Here is a 14,387-nt window from a genome sequence, read left to right on the forward strand (position 1 = left end):
CTCAGTATTCGGTGAATTGGCGGTCGTCGGCGTCCGGGCCGCCCTGGCTCAGGTCCAGGGCGAAGCCGTTGGCGCGGGCTTGCTGGGCGGCCACGACGCGCGGCGCGGCCTTGCGGCTCGCGGCCTTGCTCGAGACCGGTTTGGCGGCGCGGGCCGGCAGACGGACGACCGGAGCCGACGATCGACTCGCGGTCGAAGCACTGTTCGACAGGCGGAAATAGGCGATCGAGGTCTGCAGCTCCTCGGCCTGGGCGGCCAGTTCCTCGGAGGTCGCCGACATCTGTTCGGACGCCGAAGCGTTCTGCTGGGTGACCTTGTCCAGTTGCTGGATGGCTTCGTTGATCTGGCTGGCGCCGATGTCCTGCTCGCGGCAGGCGGCGCTGATCTCGGAGACCAGCTCGGCGGTCTTGCGGATGTTGGGCACCAGGGTGGTCAGCATCTCGCCCGCCGACTGGGCGGCCTTGACGGTGTCGGACGACACCGCGCTGATCTCGGCGGCGGCGGTCTGCGAGCGCTCGGCCAGCTTGCGCACTTCCGAGGCGACGACGGCGAAGCCGCGGCCGTGCTCGCCAGCCCGCGCGGCCTCGACCGCCGCGTTCAGGGCCAGCAGGTCGGTCTGGCGCGCGATCTCCTGCACGATGGTGATCTTCTCGGCGATCGTCTGCATGGCGTCGACGGCCTTGTTCACCGCCTGACCCGAGGTTTCCGCGTCGATCGCCGACTGGCGGGCGATCTTCTCGGTCTGGGCCGCGTTGTCGGCATTCTGCTTGATGTTGGCGGCCATCTCTTCCATCGAGGCCGAGGCCTCCTCGGCCGACGAGGCCTGTTCGGTCGCGCCCTGGCTCACCTGTTCCGAGGCGGCCGAAAGTTCCTGGCTGCCCGCCGAGACGTTCTCCGAAGCCGAAATGGCGTCCGAGACCACGCCCCGCAGGCGTTCGACCATCCTCTCCAAGGCCTGACCCAAGGTATCCCTGTCCGACAGGGGCTTGGGTTGGACGGTCAGATCGCCATCGGCCACCTTGTCGGCCAGTTCGGCGGTCTCGCGCAGATTGGCGGTCATCACGTTGAGGCTGTCCATGAGGTCCTTGACCTCGTCATTGCTGACGGCCTCGACGTTGTTGTTCAGATCGCCGATCGCCACGGCCTTGGCCAGGCCGATGGCGCGCGACAGGCCTCGCGAGACGTTGAGCGAGATCCAGACACCGGCCGCGGCCGAGATCGCCAGGATCAGGCCCGCCGCCGTCAGCAGCATCAGCCGCGCGTTCGCGTATTGCTTGTTGGTCTCGGCATCGACCCGCTTGACCGCCTCGTCCGCGCTCTTGGTGATGACGTTGATCGCCTCGACGATCTTGCCGTAGTGCTCGCGGCCCAGCCCCATCGACAGGTCCGCGGCTCGCGCGTTGCTCTCGGGCGTGTTGATCTTGGCCAGGGCGCGCATTTCGTCCTGAACCGCGACGTATTGCGGCCAAACCTCGTCGATCTTGGCCAACTGCTCTTTGATTTCCGGACTGGCGATGGGCAGCAGTTCGCGGCGCTGGCTGTCGACCCGGACGCGATACGCCAAGATCTTGGAGTCATAGTCCGCGATCTTCGCCGTCTCGGTGGTCATGATTATGTTTTTCTCGTTGCGAAGGACGGCATTGACGTCGTCGACGAGATCATTGGCGACCCGCGCCTGCGCGACAGGCCCATCCATCAGCTTGGTGATGGCGGTGTTGAGCGAGGCCAGTTCCGCGACGCCCATTAGCGCCATCACCGCGGCCAGCAGCGTCACGAGACCGAAAGCCAGGCCGAGCTTGAGTTTGATCGTGAAGCGCATGGTGGGATTCCGGCTCAGGCTTGCAGCACGTTGATGGGGGTGACGGTGGCGGTCGACTGGCCGCGCGCCGCGAAGATTTGGGCAAGGTCGGGAATGACGATCACGTCGCCGTCGCGGCGGGCCAGCAGACGGATGAAGTCCGCGCGCCATCGCAGGCCGACGCGGGGGGCCTCTTCGGTGATGTCGCGGTGGATGGCGGTGACCTCGTGCACCTTGTCGGCGCGCAGGCCGATCAGGGTCGGCTCGCCGTCCAGGGCGTGCTCGATGACGACGATGCGGCTGTCGATGGTCGGCTCACGGACGTCCATGTCGAAAGCCACGCGCAGGTCGATCAGCGGGATGATCCGGCCGCGGAAGTTGATCACGGCGCCGACGAACGCCGGCGCGCCGGGCACGCCGGTTTCGGGCAGCAGGTCCAGCACCTCGCGCACGAGACTGGCCTCGAGAGCGAAGGTCTCGCCATGGAGGTCGAAGGTCAGGGCTTCGATCGGACCGGCGGAGAGTTCGGTGTTCATGGCCTGGAGCCCTCTCAGCTGGCGGCGCGCAACTGCGCGTCCTGGCGTTGACCGGCCGCCACCAGGCAGCCGATGTCGAGGATCAGCGCCACGCCCCCGTCGCCCAGGATCGTCGCGCCCGAGAAGGCGCCGACATCGGCGTGGAAGGGCGACAGCGGCTTGATGACGGTCTGGTGGTCGCCCAGGATCTGGTCGACGACCAGGCCCACGCGCTCCTGGCCCGTGGAGACCACGACGATCTTCTGGTGCGGATCGGGCGCCAGGCCCGTGGCGAACATCTGGCGCAGGCGGATGAACGGCACCAGCTGGTCGCGCAGGGTGATCAGGCTGCGGCCCGCCGAACGCAGGTCCTGCTCGACCGGCAGCTCCACGCATTCCTCGACCGAGGACAGCGGGATGACGTAGCGGCTGGAACCGACCCGCACGAGCAGGCCGTCGATGATCGCCAGGGTCAGCGGGATGCGCAGCGACACCACCGAGCCATGGCCCGGCGTGCTGCTGATCTCGATCGCGCCGCGCAGGCCCTCGATGGTCTTCTTGACGACGTCCATGCCGACGCCGCGACCCGACAGGTTGGTGATCGCCGCCGCGGTCGAGAAGCCCGGCGCGAAGATCAGCTGCAGCAGCTCGTTGTCGTTCAATACCTGACCCGGCTGGATCAGACCGTTTTCCTCGGCCTTGGCGCGGACCCTCGCGCGATCGACGCCGCGGCCGTCGTCGGTGATGGTGATCACCACCTCGGCGCCCGACTGGCGGGCGGCCAGCACGATGTGGCCGGTCGCGGGCTTGCCAGACGCCAGCCGCTGCTCGGGGGTCTCCAGGCCGTGGTCGGCCGAGTTACGGATCAGGTGGATCAGGGGATCGGCCAGACGCTCGATCACCGTCTTGTCCAGCTCGGTGGCCTCGCCCTCGGTCGAGAGCTCGATGGTCTTGCCGGTGTCGCGGGCCAGGTCGTGGATCAGGCGGCGAAAGCGGCCGAACAGCTGGGCGATCGGCACCATGCGGACGACCATCATGGTGTCGCGCATCTCGGCGGCCAGGCGTTCGATCTCCTCGGCGACGGCGCGCAGGGCGATGTCGCTGCTGCTGGCGGCCAGTTGCTTGAGGCGCGACTGAGCGATGACCAGTTCGCCGACCCGGTCCATCATCTCGTCCAGGCGCTCGGCCGGGACGCGGACGGTGTCGCCGCCGGCCTTGGCCGCGCGGCCTTCGTTGGCGGCCTCGGGCGCGGCGACTTGCGAGACGACGGCGGTCGGAGCGGCGTCGACGACAGCCTCGGCGACGGCCTGATCGACGGCTTCAGGCGGCGCGGCGGTCAGATCCTGGATCTCCAGGGTCATGTCGTCGATCACGAAGATGAAGACGTCCTCGATCGCGTCGCGACCGTGAGGAGTGACCAGGGTCACGTCCCAGGCCAGGTGACACTCAGTCGGGACCAGGACGTCGAAATCGGGAACGGCGTCGGTCAGCGCGACGACCGTGCACTCGCCCAGCTCGCGCAGTTCGTCCAGCAGCGGCAGGGGGCGGGTGCCGTTGACCAGGGCGTCGGCCGGCAGGCTGAACGTCACGCGCCAGGTGTTGAGGCCCGGCGCGGCGGGCGCGACTGCGGCGGCGGTCGCGGCGGCCGGGTCGCCAGCGCTGGCGACCACACGGTGCAGCTCGGCCAGCAGGGCGTCGCCCGTGGCTTGCTCGGCGGGACGGCCCTCGGCCAGGGCGCGCATATGATCCTGGCAGGCCAGGACGGCGCCGACCAGCTCGGTCGTGGCGGCGACCTCGCCCTTGCGGACGCGGTCGAAGGCGGTTTCACAGTGGTGAGTGAAGGCGGCCAGGGCGTCGAAGCCGAACATGGCGCCCGAGCCCTTCAGGGTGTGGAGCCCGCGGAACACCGCGTCCACCAGATCACGATCCCCAGGACGGTGCGCCAGGTCCAGCAGGCCCTGCTCGATGTCCTCGAACAGCTCCTGGGCTTCCTGGCGGAAGATCTCGACGGGATCCTGGCCGCTCACTTGGCGAGGACCTTCTTGACGACCCGGACCAGCTGTTCGGGGTCGAAGGGTTTGGTCAGCCAGCCGGTCGCGCCGGCCGCCTTGGCCTGCGCCTTGATCTCGGCGTCGGATTCGGTGGTCAGGAACAGGATCGGCACGCCCGCGCCGGCCGGGCGCTGGCGCAGCGCGCGGATCATGGCCAGGCCGTCCATGACCGGCATGTTCAGGTCGGTGACGATCAGATCGAAGCCGCCGGCGCTGCCCTTGTCCAGGCCGTCCTGGCCGTTGACGGCCTCGGTCACGGCGTAGCCCTCGCCGCTCAGGGCGATCTTGATCGCCTGGCGGATGGAGGCGGAGTCATCGACGGTGAGGATGGCGGTCATTGAGCAGCTCCTTGAAGCCAGAACTTGGCGCGGTCGGAGGTTTCGTCATCAAGGAACCCGCCGCGCCGCAGGACTTCCAATAGAGCGCCGCCCGCCGGCTTGTTCAGCGACAGGCCGACCCCGGTTTGGCGCGCCTTGAGACGCGCGGATTCCAAGAGTTGAACGAATGCCAGGTCAGTCTCCGCCAGGTCTTCGACGTTGATGACCACCGCATCCTGCTCGCGCAGCAAGCCACTGATCTGCTCGTGGGCATCGCCGATATTCGAAATCGTTACCTCACCGGCGAACGAAATCGTTCCTTCTTCGACCTCAGACAATACAGTCGCCCCCGCCGCAAATATATATCGCCGTTATGCGAAATATTCGCTTGTGGAAACTTTGTGAGCTTCAGCCTTAAATTAGGGTAAATGAGACAACCTGAGGCGGAGCGGCAATTTGCCGCCCCGGCGCGCTCAGGCGCGGTTTGAGAACCTCTGGGACCGCCGCCAGCAGGAAACACCCTCGACGGTTGTGCTTTTCGCCGGATCGAGTGCGGCGGAATGACGCATCGATGGCGAACGTGAAAAAGGCCGCATGAACGCGCCCAAGCCCGGCGCCCGAGGGGCTGGACCAGGCTTAGTGCGCGGCGGCGGGTCGCCCGGGCGTCTTGTCGTGAACGCCTAGCCGGGAGACCAGGGCCAGGCCGCTTTCGTCCAGGCCCATCACATCCACGCGCGCGCCTTGCCGGCGATAGCGGAAGATCACCTTGTCGAGGGCCGCGACGCCGGTCACGTCCCACAGGCGAACGCCGCTCATGTCGATCTCGACCCGCTCGGGATGACCGTGGAACTCGAAACCCGCCACGAACAGCTCGGCCGACACGAAGAACAGCTGCCCCTCGACGACATAACGGCGCGCAGCCGCGTCGCCCTGGTCGACCTCGTTGACCGCGATCATCTTCCCGACCTTGCGGGCGAAGAACAACACGCTCAGCAGGACGCCCAGCACCACGCCCTTGGCCAGGTCGTGAGTGGCCAGCACGGTCAGGGTGGTGGCCAGCATCACGATCGTCGACTGCACGGGCGTTGAGCGCAGCTTCAGCACCGAGTTCCAGTCGAAGGTGGTGAACGACACCATGATCATCACCGCCACCAGGGCGGCCATCGGGATCCGCGCGACCCAGTCGCGCAGCGCCAGGATCAGGATCAACAGGAAAAGCCCGGCCCAAAAGGTCGACAGCCGGCCGCGTCCGCCCGACTTCACATTGATGATCGATTGGCCGATCAGCGCGCAGCCGGCCATGCCGCCCAGCAGCGGTGAGACCAGGTTGGCGATCCCCTGGCCGCGCGTCTCGCGGTCCTTGTCCGACGGCGTGTCGGTCAGGTCGTCCAGCAGGTTGGCGGTCAGCAGGGATTCCAGCAGACCCACGAAGGCCAGCGTCAGCGAAACGGGCGCGATGATCGCCAGCGTCTCCCAGGTAAGAGGCACGGCGGGAATGTGGAAACCCGGTAGCACCGTCGGCAGGCGGCCCATGTCGCCGACAGCGCGCACCGGCAGGTCCAGGACGATCGCCAGGGCGCTCAGCGCCAGGATCGCCACCAGCGAGGACGGCACGGCCTTGGTCAGACGCGGGAACAGATAGATGATCGCCAGGCCCGTCCCGACCATGGCGAAGGTCTGCCAGTTGGCGCCGATCAGCTGCGGCGTCTGGGCCAGGAAGATCAGGATCGCCAGCGAATTGACGAAGCCGCTCATCACCGAGCGCGACACGAACTTCACGTAGCGGCCCAGCCGCAGCACGCCGATGACGACCTGGATCGCGCCGGTCAGCAGGCTGGCGGCGAACAGGAACTCGACCCCGTGATCACGGACCAGCCCGCCCATCAGCAACGACATCGCCCCGGTCGCGGCCGAGATCATCGCCGGTCGGCCGCCGACGAAGGCGATGGTCATGGCGATGATGAACGACGCGTACAGCGTCACCGAGGGATCGACGCCGGCGATGAAGGCGAAGGCCAGGGCCTCCGGGATCAGGGCCAGGGCGACCACCGTGCCGGCCAGCAGGTCGCGACGCGGATTGGCGAGCCACTGCTCACGCATCGAGGCAAGAAAGGTCATGAACGTCTGTCGGTCTTCGAACGGCGCGAGCAGGGCTCAACGCCGATCCAGTTCCCCGGGGGATCGGCGCCCAGGATAGCCATCCGACAGCGCCGGATCCGTTGTGTGTCGTGCCCATGCCGGATTTGATCGTAGCGGACAAGCCCCTCGGGCGACGGCGGGGTCTGGCGCGGCCCGCACGCGCCCCCACCTAAGAAGCCATGGCTGTCTGGGTCCAATACCTTCTCGCCGTCGTCGCGTTCTTGGCGCTGGCGCCGCTGGTCGCCTGGCTCGCCCGAGGGCTCGGCGCCAAGGCCAAGGGTGGCTTGATGCTCGCCTCGGTCCTGCTGGGCTTCGGCGCCGTGATGGATCCACCCGCCAAGCACGCCATCGAGGCGGCCGAGCCGGTGAAAGGTTCGCCGGAGAACGACGAACCACCGCTGGCCTAACCGCCCGCCGCATTGCCTTTCCCGCGCCTATGCGGGAGTCTCCCGCTTCGGCTTCCGTGTCTGTTCGGAGGTTCTGCGAGGCGACCTTGGCTCCGGACAGCTACCGTTTCGACCGCTTCACGCTGGACCTGGCCGACCGCCGGCTGGTGCGGGACGGCGTCGTCCTGGCGCTGAACGCCCGTTATTTCGACGCCCTGGCGCTCCTGGTCCGCGAGCAGGGCAAGCTGGTCACCAAGGAAAGGTTCCTGGACGAGGTCTGGCGGGGCGTTCCGGTCACCGACGAAGCCTTGACCCAATGCGTCCGGACCCTGCGCAAGCTGCTGGACGACGACGCCGGCGCGCCCCGACTGATCCAGACCGTGCCCAAACATGGCTACCGGTTCATCGCGCCGATCGAGGCGGAAGGCGCTCCGGTCCCGGATCGTCCGGTGGCGGACTGGCGACTCGTGCTGCAACTTGGCGGCGCTGGGACCCTGGGCGCCGTGGCGGCCGGCGCGATCGGCGGCCTGGCCTATGGTTTCGCCAGCGCGACCCATGCCGGCGCCAGCGCCGTCTCGGCCCTGACGGTCCTGCTCTGCGTCACCGTCGTGGTCGCCCTGCTGGGCGGCGCGGGCGTGGCGTTCGGCATCGCCCTGGCCGAGTTCGCGCCCGGTCGCCCCTGGTGGCGCGCGCCGTTCGGCGGCGCGGTCGGTGGGCTGCTGGTCGGAGCCGTCGTCAAGATGCTGGGCCTGGACGCCTTCACCTTGCTGCTGGGCCATGCGCCGCAGGGCGTCACCGGCGGCGGCGAGGGCGTGCTGCTGGGCGGCGCGGTCGGCCTCGGCGCCTGGCTGGCCGGCAAGACCTCGGGCGGCCGCCGGATCGCCGCGGCCGCTGGAGTCGGCGGCGTCGCGGGCCTGGTCATCCCTTTGTTGGGCGGACGGCTGCTGGGCGGCAGCCTGGACCTGCTGGCTCGCAGCTTCCCGGACTCGCGCCTGAAGCTGGCCACGATCGGCGGCCTGTTCGGCGAACCCGGCTTCGGCCCGCTGAGCCAGGCCGTGACCGGAGCCCTGGAGGGCGCCCTGTTCGCCGCCGGCCTGGTCGGGGCGATGCTGTGGGCGCGGCGGCGGAGGACTTAAGACAGCTTTGGAAATCCGGAGAGACGTCGTGTCGCGCTCGATCGTGCTGGCCGTGGCGGTGCTGATGGCGCCCTGTTCAATCGCCCGCGCGGCCGTTCAGTCGGACCCGCCGCCGGCCGACGCCACCGCGCACAAGGCCAGCTTCATCACCACCAGCGACGGCGTGAAGCTGGAGGTGCTGGACTATGGCGGCCAGGGATCCCCGATCCTGCTGATCTCCGGCGGCGGCCGGACGGCGCATGACTTCGACGCCTTCGCTCCGCGCCTGGCGGCCCACCACCGGGTCTTCGCCGTCACCCGGCGGGGGCTGGGCCAGTCGGACACGCCGCCCAAGAACCCCGAAGCCCACACCCTGTGACCCGCGACGACGTCGAGGTGCTGGACGCCTTGAAGCTCCAGAAGGTGACGCTGGCCGGCTGGTCGCTGGGCGGCGCGGAGCTCAGCGGCGTCGCCCGCCACTATCCCGACCGCGTCGCGGCCCTGGTCTATCTGGACGCGGCCTATGGCTACGCCTTCTATGCGCCGGCCAACGCCAATCCGGACGCCTACAATGTCGAGGTCGACCTGACGGAGCTGCGCGACAAGCTGCAGGCGGCGCGATTCGGCTCCAAGGAAGACGCCGCCCGAATCTACGACCAGGTGCTGACCAAGGACCTGGTCGATCTTGCGACCGACATCCGCACGGCGGCCGAGCGGCGGCGCCTGCTCTCCAAGGGCCTGGCGGAGGGCCCGCCCGCTCCGCTCTCCAAGCTCATGACCCGCCAGAACATGGAGAAGTTTCCCGCCGTTACCGGCATCCCGGTCCTGGCCATCTTCGCCCTCCCCAGCCCCGAGCCGAACCTGACGCCCGAAGAGCGCGCCGACGAGGCCTTGAAGCTTAAGTGGCGGCACGAGCAGATTGGCCGTTATCGCGCCGCCCATCCGGCGGCCCGGATCCTGGAGATCGACGGCGCCGACCACGACGTGTTCAATTCCCACCCGGACATCGTATCGCGGGAAATCGAGACCCTGCTGTCTCGCGCAAGTCCGCTCGCGCCCTAACCTGTTTGGTCAGGCAGACCGCCGTATCCGCCGACGGGATCACGGTAGCCGCTGGAACGCTCGAAACCCGCTACTTCCCAGCGTTCTCGATCGCCGCGTCGATCTCGGCCAGAGCGTGGTAGCCCGGCTCCATCTTGCGGCCGTTGATCTCGAAGGTCGGGGTGGCGTTGACCTCGTGGGTCTTGGCGTTGTTCTGGACCCGCGTGTTCAGAGCCGTCATCTGGGCCTCGTCGCTGACGCACTTTTCGAACTGGGCCTCGCTCATGCCCACCGACTTGGCGATGTCGGACAGGGTCTCGCGCGGCGAATAGAAGATCGCCGGCTGGGCGGCGAAGATCGCGTCGTTGACGGCGAAATACTTGTCCTTGCCCGCGCAGCGCGCCAGCAGGAAGCCGCCCGCGGCCACGGTCACCTCTTCGGTCCCCCCGACCAGCATCTCGCGGAACACGTATCGGACCTTGCCCGTGTCGACATATTTGGCCTTGAAGGCCGGCCAGACGTCCTTCTGCCACTGGGCGCAGATGGGACAACCGACCGAGGCGTATTCGACGACGGTGATCTTGGCGTTCTTATCGCCCATCTCCATGTCGTCCGGCAGCGCCTGAAACGTCTTGGGCTGGCCGCACGCCGCCAGACTCAGGGCCATCACCGTGGCCACCGCGAACTTCACACCGCGCATCAGGTCAGCTCTCCCAGGACAGAACGCCACCATACGAAACGTTGCATCCGCCGCAAGCGCGCGCCCTTGGCTTAGCCGGCGACCCGCGCCTTGACGATCTTGCATTCCCATCGATCCCACGGCCCATCGGCCCGGCCCAGGTCGATCGCGGCGAAGATCAGCTGCCCCCCCGCCGGCACGGTCTCGCGGATCACGGCCGAGACGGTCCCCGGCGACACGTCGCCGCTCAGCATCAGGCACGAGACCTCGGGGTCGCGGATCGGCAGGCCCGTGGTGTTGGTGGCCGCCCCGGTGGCCAGCACGGAGCCCGTCTTGCTTCGGATGATCGTGACGCGGCCCAGGGTCAGGTAGCTTTCGGGATGGGCGCGGACCAGGATCGGATCGGGCAGGTTCGCGGGCCGCGCGACCTGGGCCGGCTTGGGCGGTGGCGCATCGCCTGGCCGCGTCACGGCGGTCAGCGAGCCGCCGGCCAGGAACACCGACACGAACACCAGCAGCGCCCGCGCCGGCGTGGCGACGACCGGCCAGCGCGACTGCGGCTTGAACACCAGGAAAAACGCCCCGGCCGAGGCGATCAACCACAAAAGCGGCACGGCGTTGGTCAGCAGCGTCATCAAAGATCCCCCGGCCCGCTTCTAGATCGCCCGGGCTGTTTCCACTAGGGACGCTGGCTGACCCGCACCCAGTCGACTTCCATGGTCGCCGGCAGGGCCGTCTCGTCGATACCCTTGGCGTTGGCGCCCTCGGGCCAACGGCCGCCGAAGGCCAGGTTCAGGATCAGGTGGAAGGGCTGGTCGAACGGCGCGGGACCGCCTCCCTTCTCTTCGGGCTCCTGGTCATCGCGCTTCCAGTCGGCCGCCTTGGCCTGAGCGTATTGTTGTCCGTCCACGAACCAGGTGATCGCCTCGGGCGTCCACTCGACCCCATAGACGTGGAAACCGTCCGCGGAAGCCGGCATCGGCGCGCCCGTGCTGACTTGCTTATGGGTCCCGGCGGCGTCGCCGGCGAAGTGGATCGTGCCGAAGATCCGGTTCTCGCGGCCGCCCTCACAGCGCTCGCAGGGCGCGCCCAGGTTCACGGTCTCCAGGATATCGATCTCGCCCGACTTGGGCCAGCCGCCATAGGTCGAGAGTTCGGGCATCATCCAGATCGCCGGCCAGACGCCCTGGCCGGCGGGGACCCGCGCCCGCGCCTCGAACCGCCCGTATCGCCAACTGGCGAGGCCCTGGGTCAGGATCTTGCCCGAGGCATAGTCGCCGGTCTTCATCGGCCCGGTCGGACCGGCCCACGGATTGGCCAGGCCCCGCGTCTTGCGCTTGATCGTGGTCAGCCGCAGCAGGCCGTCCTTGACCCAAACCGTCTCGGGACTGACGTCGTAGCACTGGCGCTCGTCATTGCCGCCACCGCCACAGTCGGCGGCACGGGTCCACTTGGCCGGATCCAGACGATCACCGTCGAATTCGTCGGACCAGACCAGCTTCCAGCCGTCTTGGGCAAAGGCAGGCGCGGCGACGGACAGCAGGGCGATGGCGGCGAGGAGGGCTTTGAGGGTCATGACCCGGGATGCTCAAGCGCCTCCCACCCTACGTCAAGCCAGGCCGGGACCAGCCGCCGCGCGCCGGACGCGCTGAGGTGGTCGTCGTCGAAATAGATCGGCTCCCCGTCCATCATCGCCAGGCACCGGCCACTGGCGCACAAGGTCTGGGACGGGAAGACCGCCGCCACGCGCCGGCGATCCTGGATCGCGGCGCGGATGGCGTCCTCGGCCGGCAAGGCCCGCGACAGCGGCGGTTCCGCGGCGACGCTGGCGCAGAGCCCCCGCGGCAGGCGCAGCTGAGCGGACTGGCCCAGGCACTCGGGCGCGCCCAGAGTGAGCTCCGGAAACGGACCGACGATCAGCACGCGGATGTCGGGTCGGCGTTTGGCGATGGCGCTCAGGGTGCGCCCGAGCGGCGCGCCCAGGCTCGTGCGCCTGCCGCCGAGCCGCATGGTCACGCGCGGCGAGTTGACGTCGTAGTACGGCGGCGCGTCGCGGTAGAGCGGCCAGCGGGCCGACAGCACCAGCAACTTCAGCCGCTTGTCGCCGGTGATGCGAGCGAGGACCTGATCGGCGGCCGCCTCGCACTCCAGCTTGAAGCGGTACATCGTCCGGACCGTCACGCCGACCAGCGGCGGGCAACCGCCCCGCGCGACCTCGCGGACGCTCCAGCCGCGCGCTACCGCCCAGGCCACGACGCCGGGGGTCAGGGCGTCGGCGTGGGAGTCACCCCAGACGAGAACGTCGTCGCCCTCCACCCCAAGGGCCGCACCGAAGCGGCAGTCCTCGGGCTTGGCCGTGCGAGCGTTTTCGAAACAGGCCTCGCGGGCCGGATTGACGTCGGTCTCCTCCAGGTCGGCCAGGGCCTTGGCGGCGGGGGAGAGCCGGCCCGGCAGGCCGTGGCTGAAGAACAGCAGCGCGCCCACGGCGATCGGGGCCAGCAAGGGCAGCAACATCAGGCCCAGGCGCCGCCAGGGGCGATCGGTCGGGCCGCGCCGGAACGGCTGCTCGACGAACCGCCAGCTGACGATCGCCAGGACCAGCGCCGCGCCGACCAGGCCCAGGCGCTGGAGCCCGCTCAGCGGCTGCTGGGCGACATCGGCCGCCAGGACCAGCAGCGGCCAGTGCCAGAGATACAGCGAGTAGGAGATCCGCCCCAGACCGACCACCGGCGACAGGCGCAGCACGGCCAGGCCCGGCGTCGCGCCCGATCCGCTCCAGACCAGCAGCGCCGCGCCGAGGCAGGCCGGGACCGCCGACAGTCCCGGAAAGACGCTGGCCTCGCTCAGCAAGGCCAGGCCGCCAGCGATCATCAGCCCGCCAATGACACCCGCGAGATTGGCCGTGGTCCGGTCCTGCGGCGGCTTGACCAGGCCCAGGGCCAGCACCCCGCCGGCCAGGAACTCCCAGGCCCGCGTCGGCAGGCCGAAGAACGCCCAGGTGTTGGCCACCATCGCCTGGGCTAGCGCCAGCGAGGCGATCAGCAGCACCAGCGCCAGGGTCGCCCGCGCCCCGCGCAGACGCTTCCACGACAGCAGCGCGATCAGGGCCGGCCAGACCAGGTAGAACTGCTCCTCCACGCCCAGCGACCACAGGTGCAGCAGCGGGTTCTGCTGGGCGCCCGGCGCGAAATAGCCGGCGGTCTGGGTGAACAGGATATTGGCCAGGAACAGGCCCGACGCCGCGGTCGCCGCGCCGGTCATGGCCAGCAGGCGCGGCATCTCGATCACCGCCGCCAAGGCCGCCGTGACCAGCACCGCCAGCACATAGGCCGGCACGATCCGCCGCGCCCGCCGCAGATAGAACCCGCCCCACGAGAAGGTCCCGCCGTCCCGCGCGCCGGCGATCAACCGCGTGATCAGATAGCCCGAGATCACGAAAAAGACGTCCACCCCGATGAAGCCGCCCGGCAGCAGGCTCGGAAAGGCGTGGTGGATGACGATGGCCACCACCGCCACGGCCCGCAGCCCGTCGATGTCCCGCCGATAGCCCAGCTCGCTGCTCATGCCCGCCCCACTGATTTACACTCGTAATCAGCTGAACCGTGGAGGCGCGTGGCGTCAAGCGTAATTATTACGTGCGTAAACTTCTTTTCCGGATCATCGAACGCGCCTAAACAGCGGCCATGCGCGCCGGACCCGACATGATGCTGGAACTGGCCTGCGGACCGGGACCGGTCTGCGGGGTGGACGAGGCCGGGCGCGGCCCCTGGGCCGGACCGGTCAGCGCCGGGGCGGTGATCCTGGATCCCGACCGCGTGCCCAAGGGCCTCAATGACTCCAAGAAGCTGACCGCCAAGGCCCGCGCGGCCCTGGAGGAAGAGATCAAGGCCGTCGCCATCGCCTGGGGCGTCGGCATGGCCTCGATCGAGGAGATCGCGCGGCTCAACATCCTGCACGCGGCCGGCCTGGCCATGTGCCGCGCCATCCAGGACCTGTCGGTGACCCCGACCATCGCGCTCGTGGACGGCAACTACGCCTTCAAGCTGCCTTGCCCGATCAAGACCGTGGTCAAGGGCGACAGCCTGTCGTGCTCGATCGCCGCCGCCTCGATCCTGGCCAAGGAGGCCCGCGACCGGATCATGGTCGAGATGGACGCGGTCTATCCCGGCTACGGCTTCGCAGGCCACAAGGGCTATCACGCCCCCATTCACGTCGAAGGCCTGCGCAAGCTGGGCCCCTCGCCGATCCACCGCATGGGCTGGGCCCCGGTGAAGGCCGCCCTTGCCGGCGAACTGATGTCGGGCGACGCGCTAGAAGCCTGATTGCCCACAGGTTTTGAGTCCGAT

15 protein-coding genes and 1 other annotated feature are annotated in these 14,387 nt (G+C 68.8%); of the genes, 5 read left to right on the plus strand and 10 right to left on the minus strand.

Translation table 11 applies throughout. From position 1 onward, the window contains the following. Position 1: 1 nt before the first annotated feature. The 6 genes from ACW173_RS05025 to ACW173_RS05050 form a co-directional block, all read right to left on the minus strand. The gene (locus ACW173_RS05025) at positions 2–1,819 is read right to left on the minus strand and encodes a methyl-accepting chemotaxis protein (protein ID WP_492083779.1); all 1,818 of its coding nucleotides are present in this window, start codon (positions 1,817–1,819) and stop codon (positions 2–4) included. Between the two features lie 14 nt (positions 1,820–1,833). Continuing rightward, positions 1,834–2,334: a chemotaxis protein CheW gene (locus ACW173_RS05030; RefSeq protein WP_492083780.1), complete on the minus strand. Its 501-nt coding sequence runs from the start codon at positions 2,332–2,334 to the stop codon at positions 1,834–1,836. Positions 2,335–2,348: 14 nt separating this feature from the next. Continuing rightward, the gene (locus ACW173_RS05035; RefSeq protein WP_492083781.1) at positions 2,349–4,340 is read right to left on the minus strand and encodes a chemotaxis protein CheA; all 1,992 of its coding nucleotides are present in this window, start codon (positions 4,338–4,340) and stop codon (positions 2,349–2,351) included. Further along, a complete protein-coding gene (locus tag ACW173_RS05040; protein ID WP_492083782.1) occupies positions 4,337–4,702 on the minus strand; it encodes a response regulator in 366 nt (121 codons plus the stop codon). The genes ACW173_RS05035 and ACW173_RS05040 overlap by 4 nt, the downstream gene beginning before the upstream one ends. Next, positions 4,699–5,019: an STAS domain-containing protein gene (locus ACW173_RS05045; RefSeq protein WP_492083783.1), complete on the minus strand. Its 321-nt coding sequence runs from the start codon at positions 5,017–5,019 to the stop codon at positions 4,699–4,701. Before ACW173_RS05045 ends, ACW173_RS05040 begins: the two co-directional genes overlap by 4 nt. Before the next feature lie 298 nt (positions 5,020–5,317). Then, the gene (locus ACW173_RS05050) at positions 5,318–6,799 is read right to left on the minus strand and encodes a SulP family inorganic anion transporter (protein WP_492083784.1); all 1,482 of its coding nucleotides are present in this window, start codon (positions 6,797–6,799) and stop codon (positions 5,318–5,320) included. 49 nt (positions 6,800–6,848) lie between these two features. After that, positions 6,849–6,902, minus strand: a sequence feature (sul1 is cis-regulatory element that is thought to sense ions involved in sulfur or methionine metabolism; They are found in Alphaproteobacteria). Between the two features lie 97 nt (positions 6,903–6,999). On the opposite strand from ACW173_RS05050, the gene ACW173_RS05055 reads away from it, so the two are divergent. The 4 genes from ACW173_RS05055 to ACW173_RS05070 all read left to right on the plus strand — a co-directional run bounded on the left by ACW173_RS05055 (position 7,000) and on the right by ACW173_RS05070 (position 9,383). Continuing rightward, on the plus strand, positions 7,000–7,227 hold the full coding sequence (locus ACW173_RS05055) for a hypothetical protein (RefSeq protein ID WP_492083785.1): 228 nt from the start codon (positions 7,000–7,002) through the stop codon (positions 7,225–7,227). Between the two features lie 86 nt (positions 7,228–7,313). After that, positions 7,314–8,342: a winged helix-turn-helix domain-containing protein gene (locus ACW173_RS05060; RefSeq protein WP_492083786.1), complete on the plus strand. Its 1,029-nt coding sequence runs from the start codon at positions 7,314–7,316 to the stop codon at positions 8,340–8,342. 28 nt (positions 8,343–8,370) lie between these two features. Further along, on the plus strand, positions 8,371–8,700 hold the full coding sequence (locus tag ACW173_RS05065) for an alpha/beta fold hydrolase (protein WP_492083787.1): 330 nt from the start codon (positions 8,371–8,373) through the stop codon (positions 8,698–8,700). Next, positions 8,697–9,383 (plus strand): alpha/beta fold hydrolase, encoded by a 687-nt coding sequence (locus ACW173_RS05070; RefSeq protein WP_492083788.1) that lies wholly within the window; start codon positions 8,697–8,699, stop codon positions 9,381–9,383. The genes ACW173_RS05065 and ACW173_RS05070 overlap by 4 nt, the downstream gene beginning before the upstream one ends. 70 nt (positions 9,384–9,453) lie before the next feature. Here the strand turns inward: ACW173_RS05070 and ACW173_RS05075 are convergent, their stop codons facing one another. From ACW173_RS05075 to ACW173_RS05090, 4 genes are all read right to left on the minus strand, one after another. After that, on the minus strand, positions 9,454–10,062 hold the full coding sequence (locus tag ACW173_RS05075) for a DsbA family protein (RefSeq protein WP_492083789.1): 609 nt from the start codon (positions 10,060–10,062) through the stop codon (positions 9,454–9,456). A 71-nt stretch (positions 10,063–10,133) separates the two neighbouring features. Continuing rightward, positions 10,134–10,676, minus strand: coding sequence for a hypothetical protein (locus tag ACW173_RS05080; protein WP_492083790.1), 543 nt, complete (start codon positions 10,674–10,676; stop codon positions 10,134–10,136). 44 nt (positions 10,677–10,720) lie between these two features. Further along, complete coding sequence (locus ACW173_RS05085; RefSeq protein WP_492083791.1) at positions 10,721–11,617, minus strand: glycoside hydrolase family 16 protein; 897 nt, start codon at positions 11,615–11,617, stop codon at positions 10,721–10,723. Next, positions 11,614–13,605: an acyltransferase family protein gene (locus ACW173_RS05090; RefSeq protein ID WP_492083792.1), complete on the minus strand. Its 1,992-nt coding sequence runs from the start codon at positions 13,603–13,605 to the stop codon at positions 11,614–11,616. The genes ACW173_RS05085 and ACW173_RS05090 overlap by 4 nt, the downstream gene beginning before the upstream one ends. Before the next feature lie 119 nt (positions 13,606–13,724). Between ACW173_RS05090 and rnhB the strand changes: the two genes are divergently transcribed. After that, a complete protein-coding gene (gene rnhB / locus ACW173_RS05095; RefSeq protein ID WP_492083793.1) occupies positions 13,725–14,363 on the plus strand; it encodes a ribonuclease HII in 639 nt (212 codons plus the stop codon). Positions 14,364–14,387: the final 24 nt, after the last annotated feature.

Source organism: Caulobacter sp. ALps2, from assembly GCF_058681635.1.

Excerpts from the sequence above, each read along its gene's own strand:
- ACW173_RS05030 (WP_492083780.1), bottom strand. The coding sequence starts at position 2,334 with ATGAACACCGAACTCTCCGCCGGTCCGATCGAAGCCCTGACCTTCGAC.
- ACW173_RS05085 (WP_492083791.1), bottom strand. The coding sequence starts at position 11,617 with ATGACCCTCAAAGCCCTCCTCGCCGCCATCGCCCTGCTGTCCGTCGCC.
- ACW173_RS05075 (WP_492083789.1), bottom strand. The coding sequence starts at position 10,062 with ATGCGCGGTGTGAAGTTCGCGGTGGCCACGGTGATGGCCCTGAGTCTG.
- ACW173_RS05080 (WP_492083790.1), bottom strand. The coding sequence starts at position 10,676 with ATGACGCTGCTGACCAACGCCGTGCCGCTTTTGTGGTTGATCGCCTCG.
- ACW173_RS05055 (WP_492083785.1), top strand. The coding sequence starts at position 7,000 with ATGGCTGTCTGGGTCCAATACCTTCTCGCCGTCGTCGCGTTCTTGGCG.
- ACW173_RS05090 (WP_492083792.1), bottom strand. The coding sequence starts at position 13,605 with ATGAGCAGCGAGCTGGGCTATCGGCGGGACATCGACGGGCTGCGGGCC.
- ACW173_RS05025 (WP_492083779.1), bottom strand. The coding sequence starts at position 1,819 with ATGCGCTTCACGATCAAACTCAAGCTCGGCCTGGCTTTCGGTCTCGTG.
- ACW173_RS05040 (WP_492083782.1), bottom strand. The coding sequence starts at position 4,702 with ATGACCGCCATCCTCACCGTCGATGACTCCGCCTCCATCCGCCAGGCG.
- rnhB (WP_492083793.1), top strand. The coding sequence starts at position 13,725 with ATGCGCGCCGGACCCGACATGATGCTGGAACTGGCCTGCGGACCGGGA.
- ACW173_RS05050 (WP_492083784.1), bottom strand. The coding sequence starts at position 6,799 with ATGACCTTTCTTGCCTCGATGCGTGAGCAGTGGCTCGCCAATCCGCGT.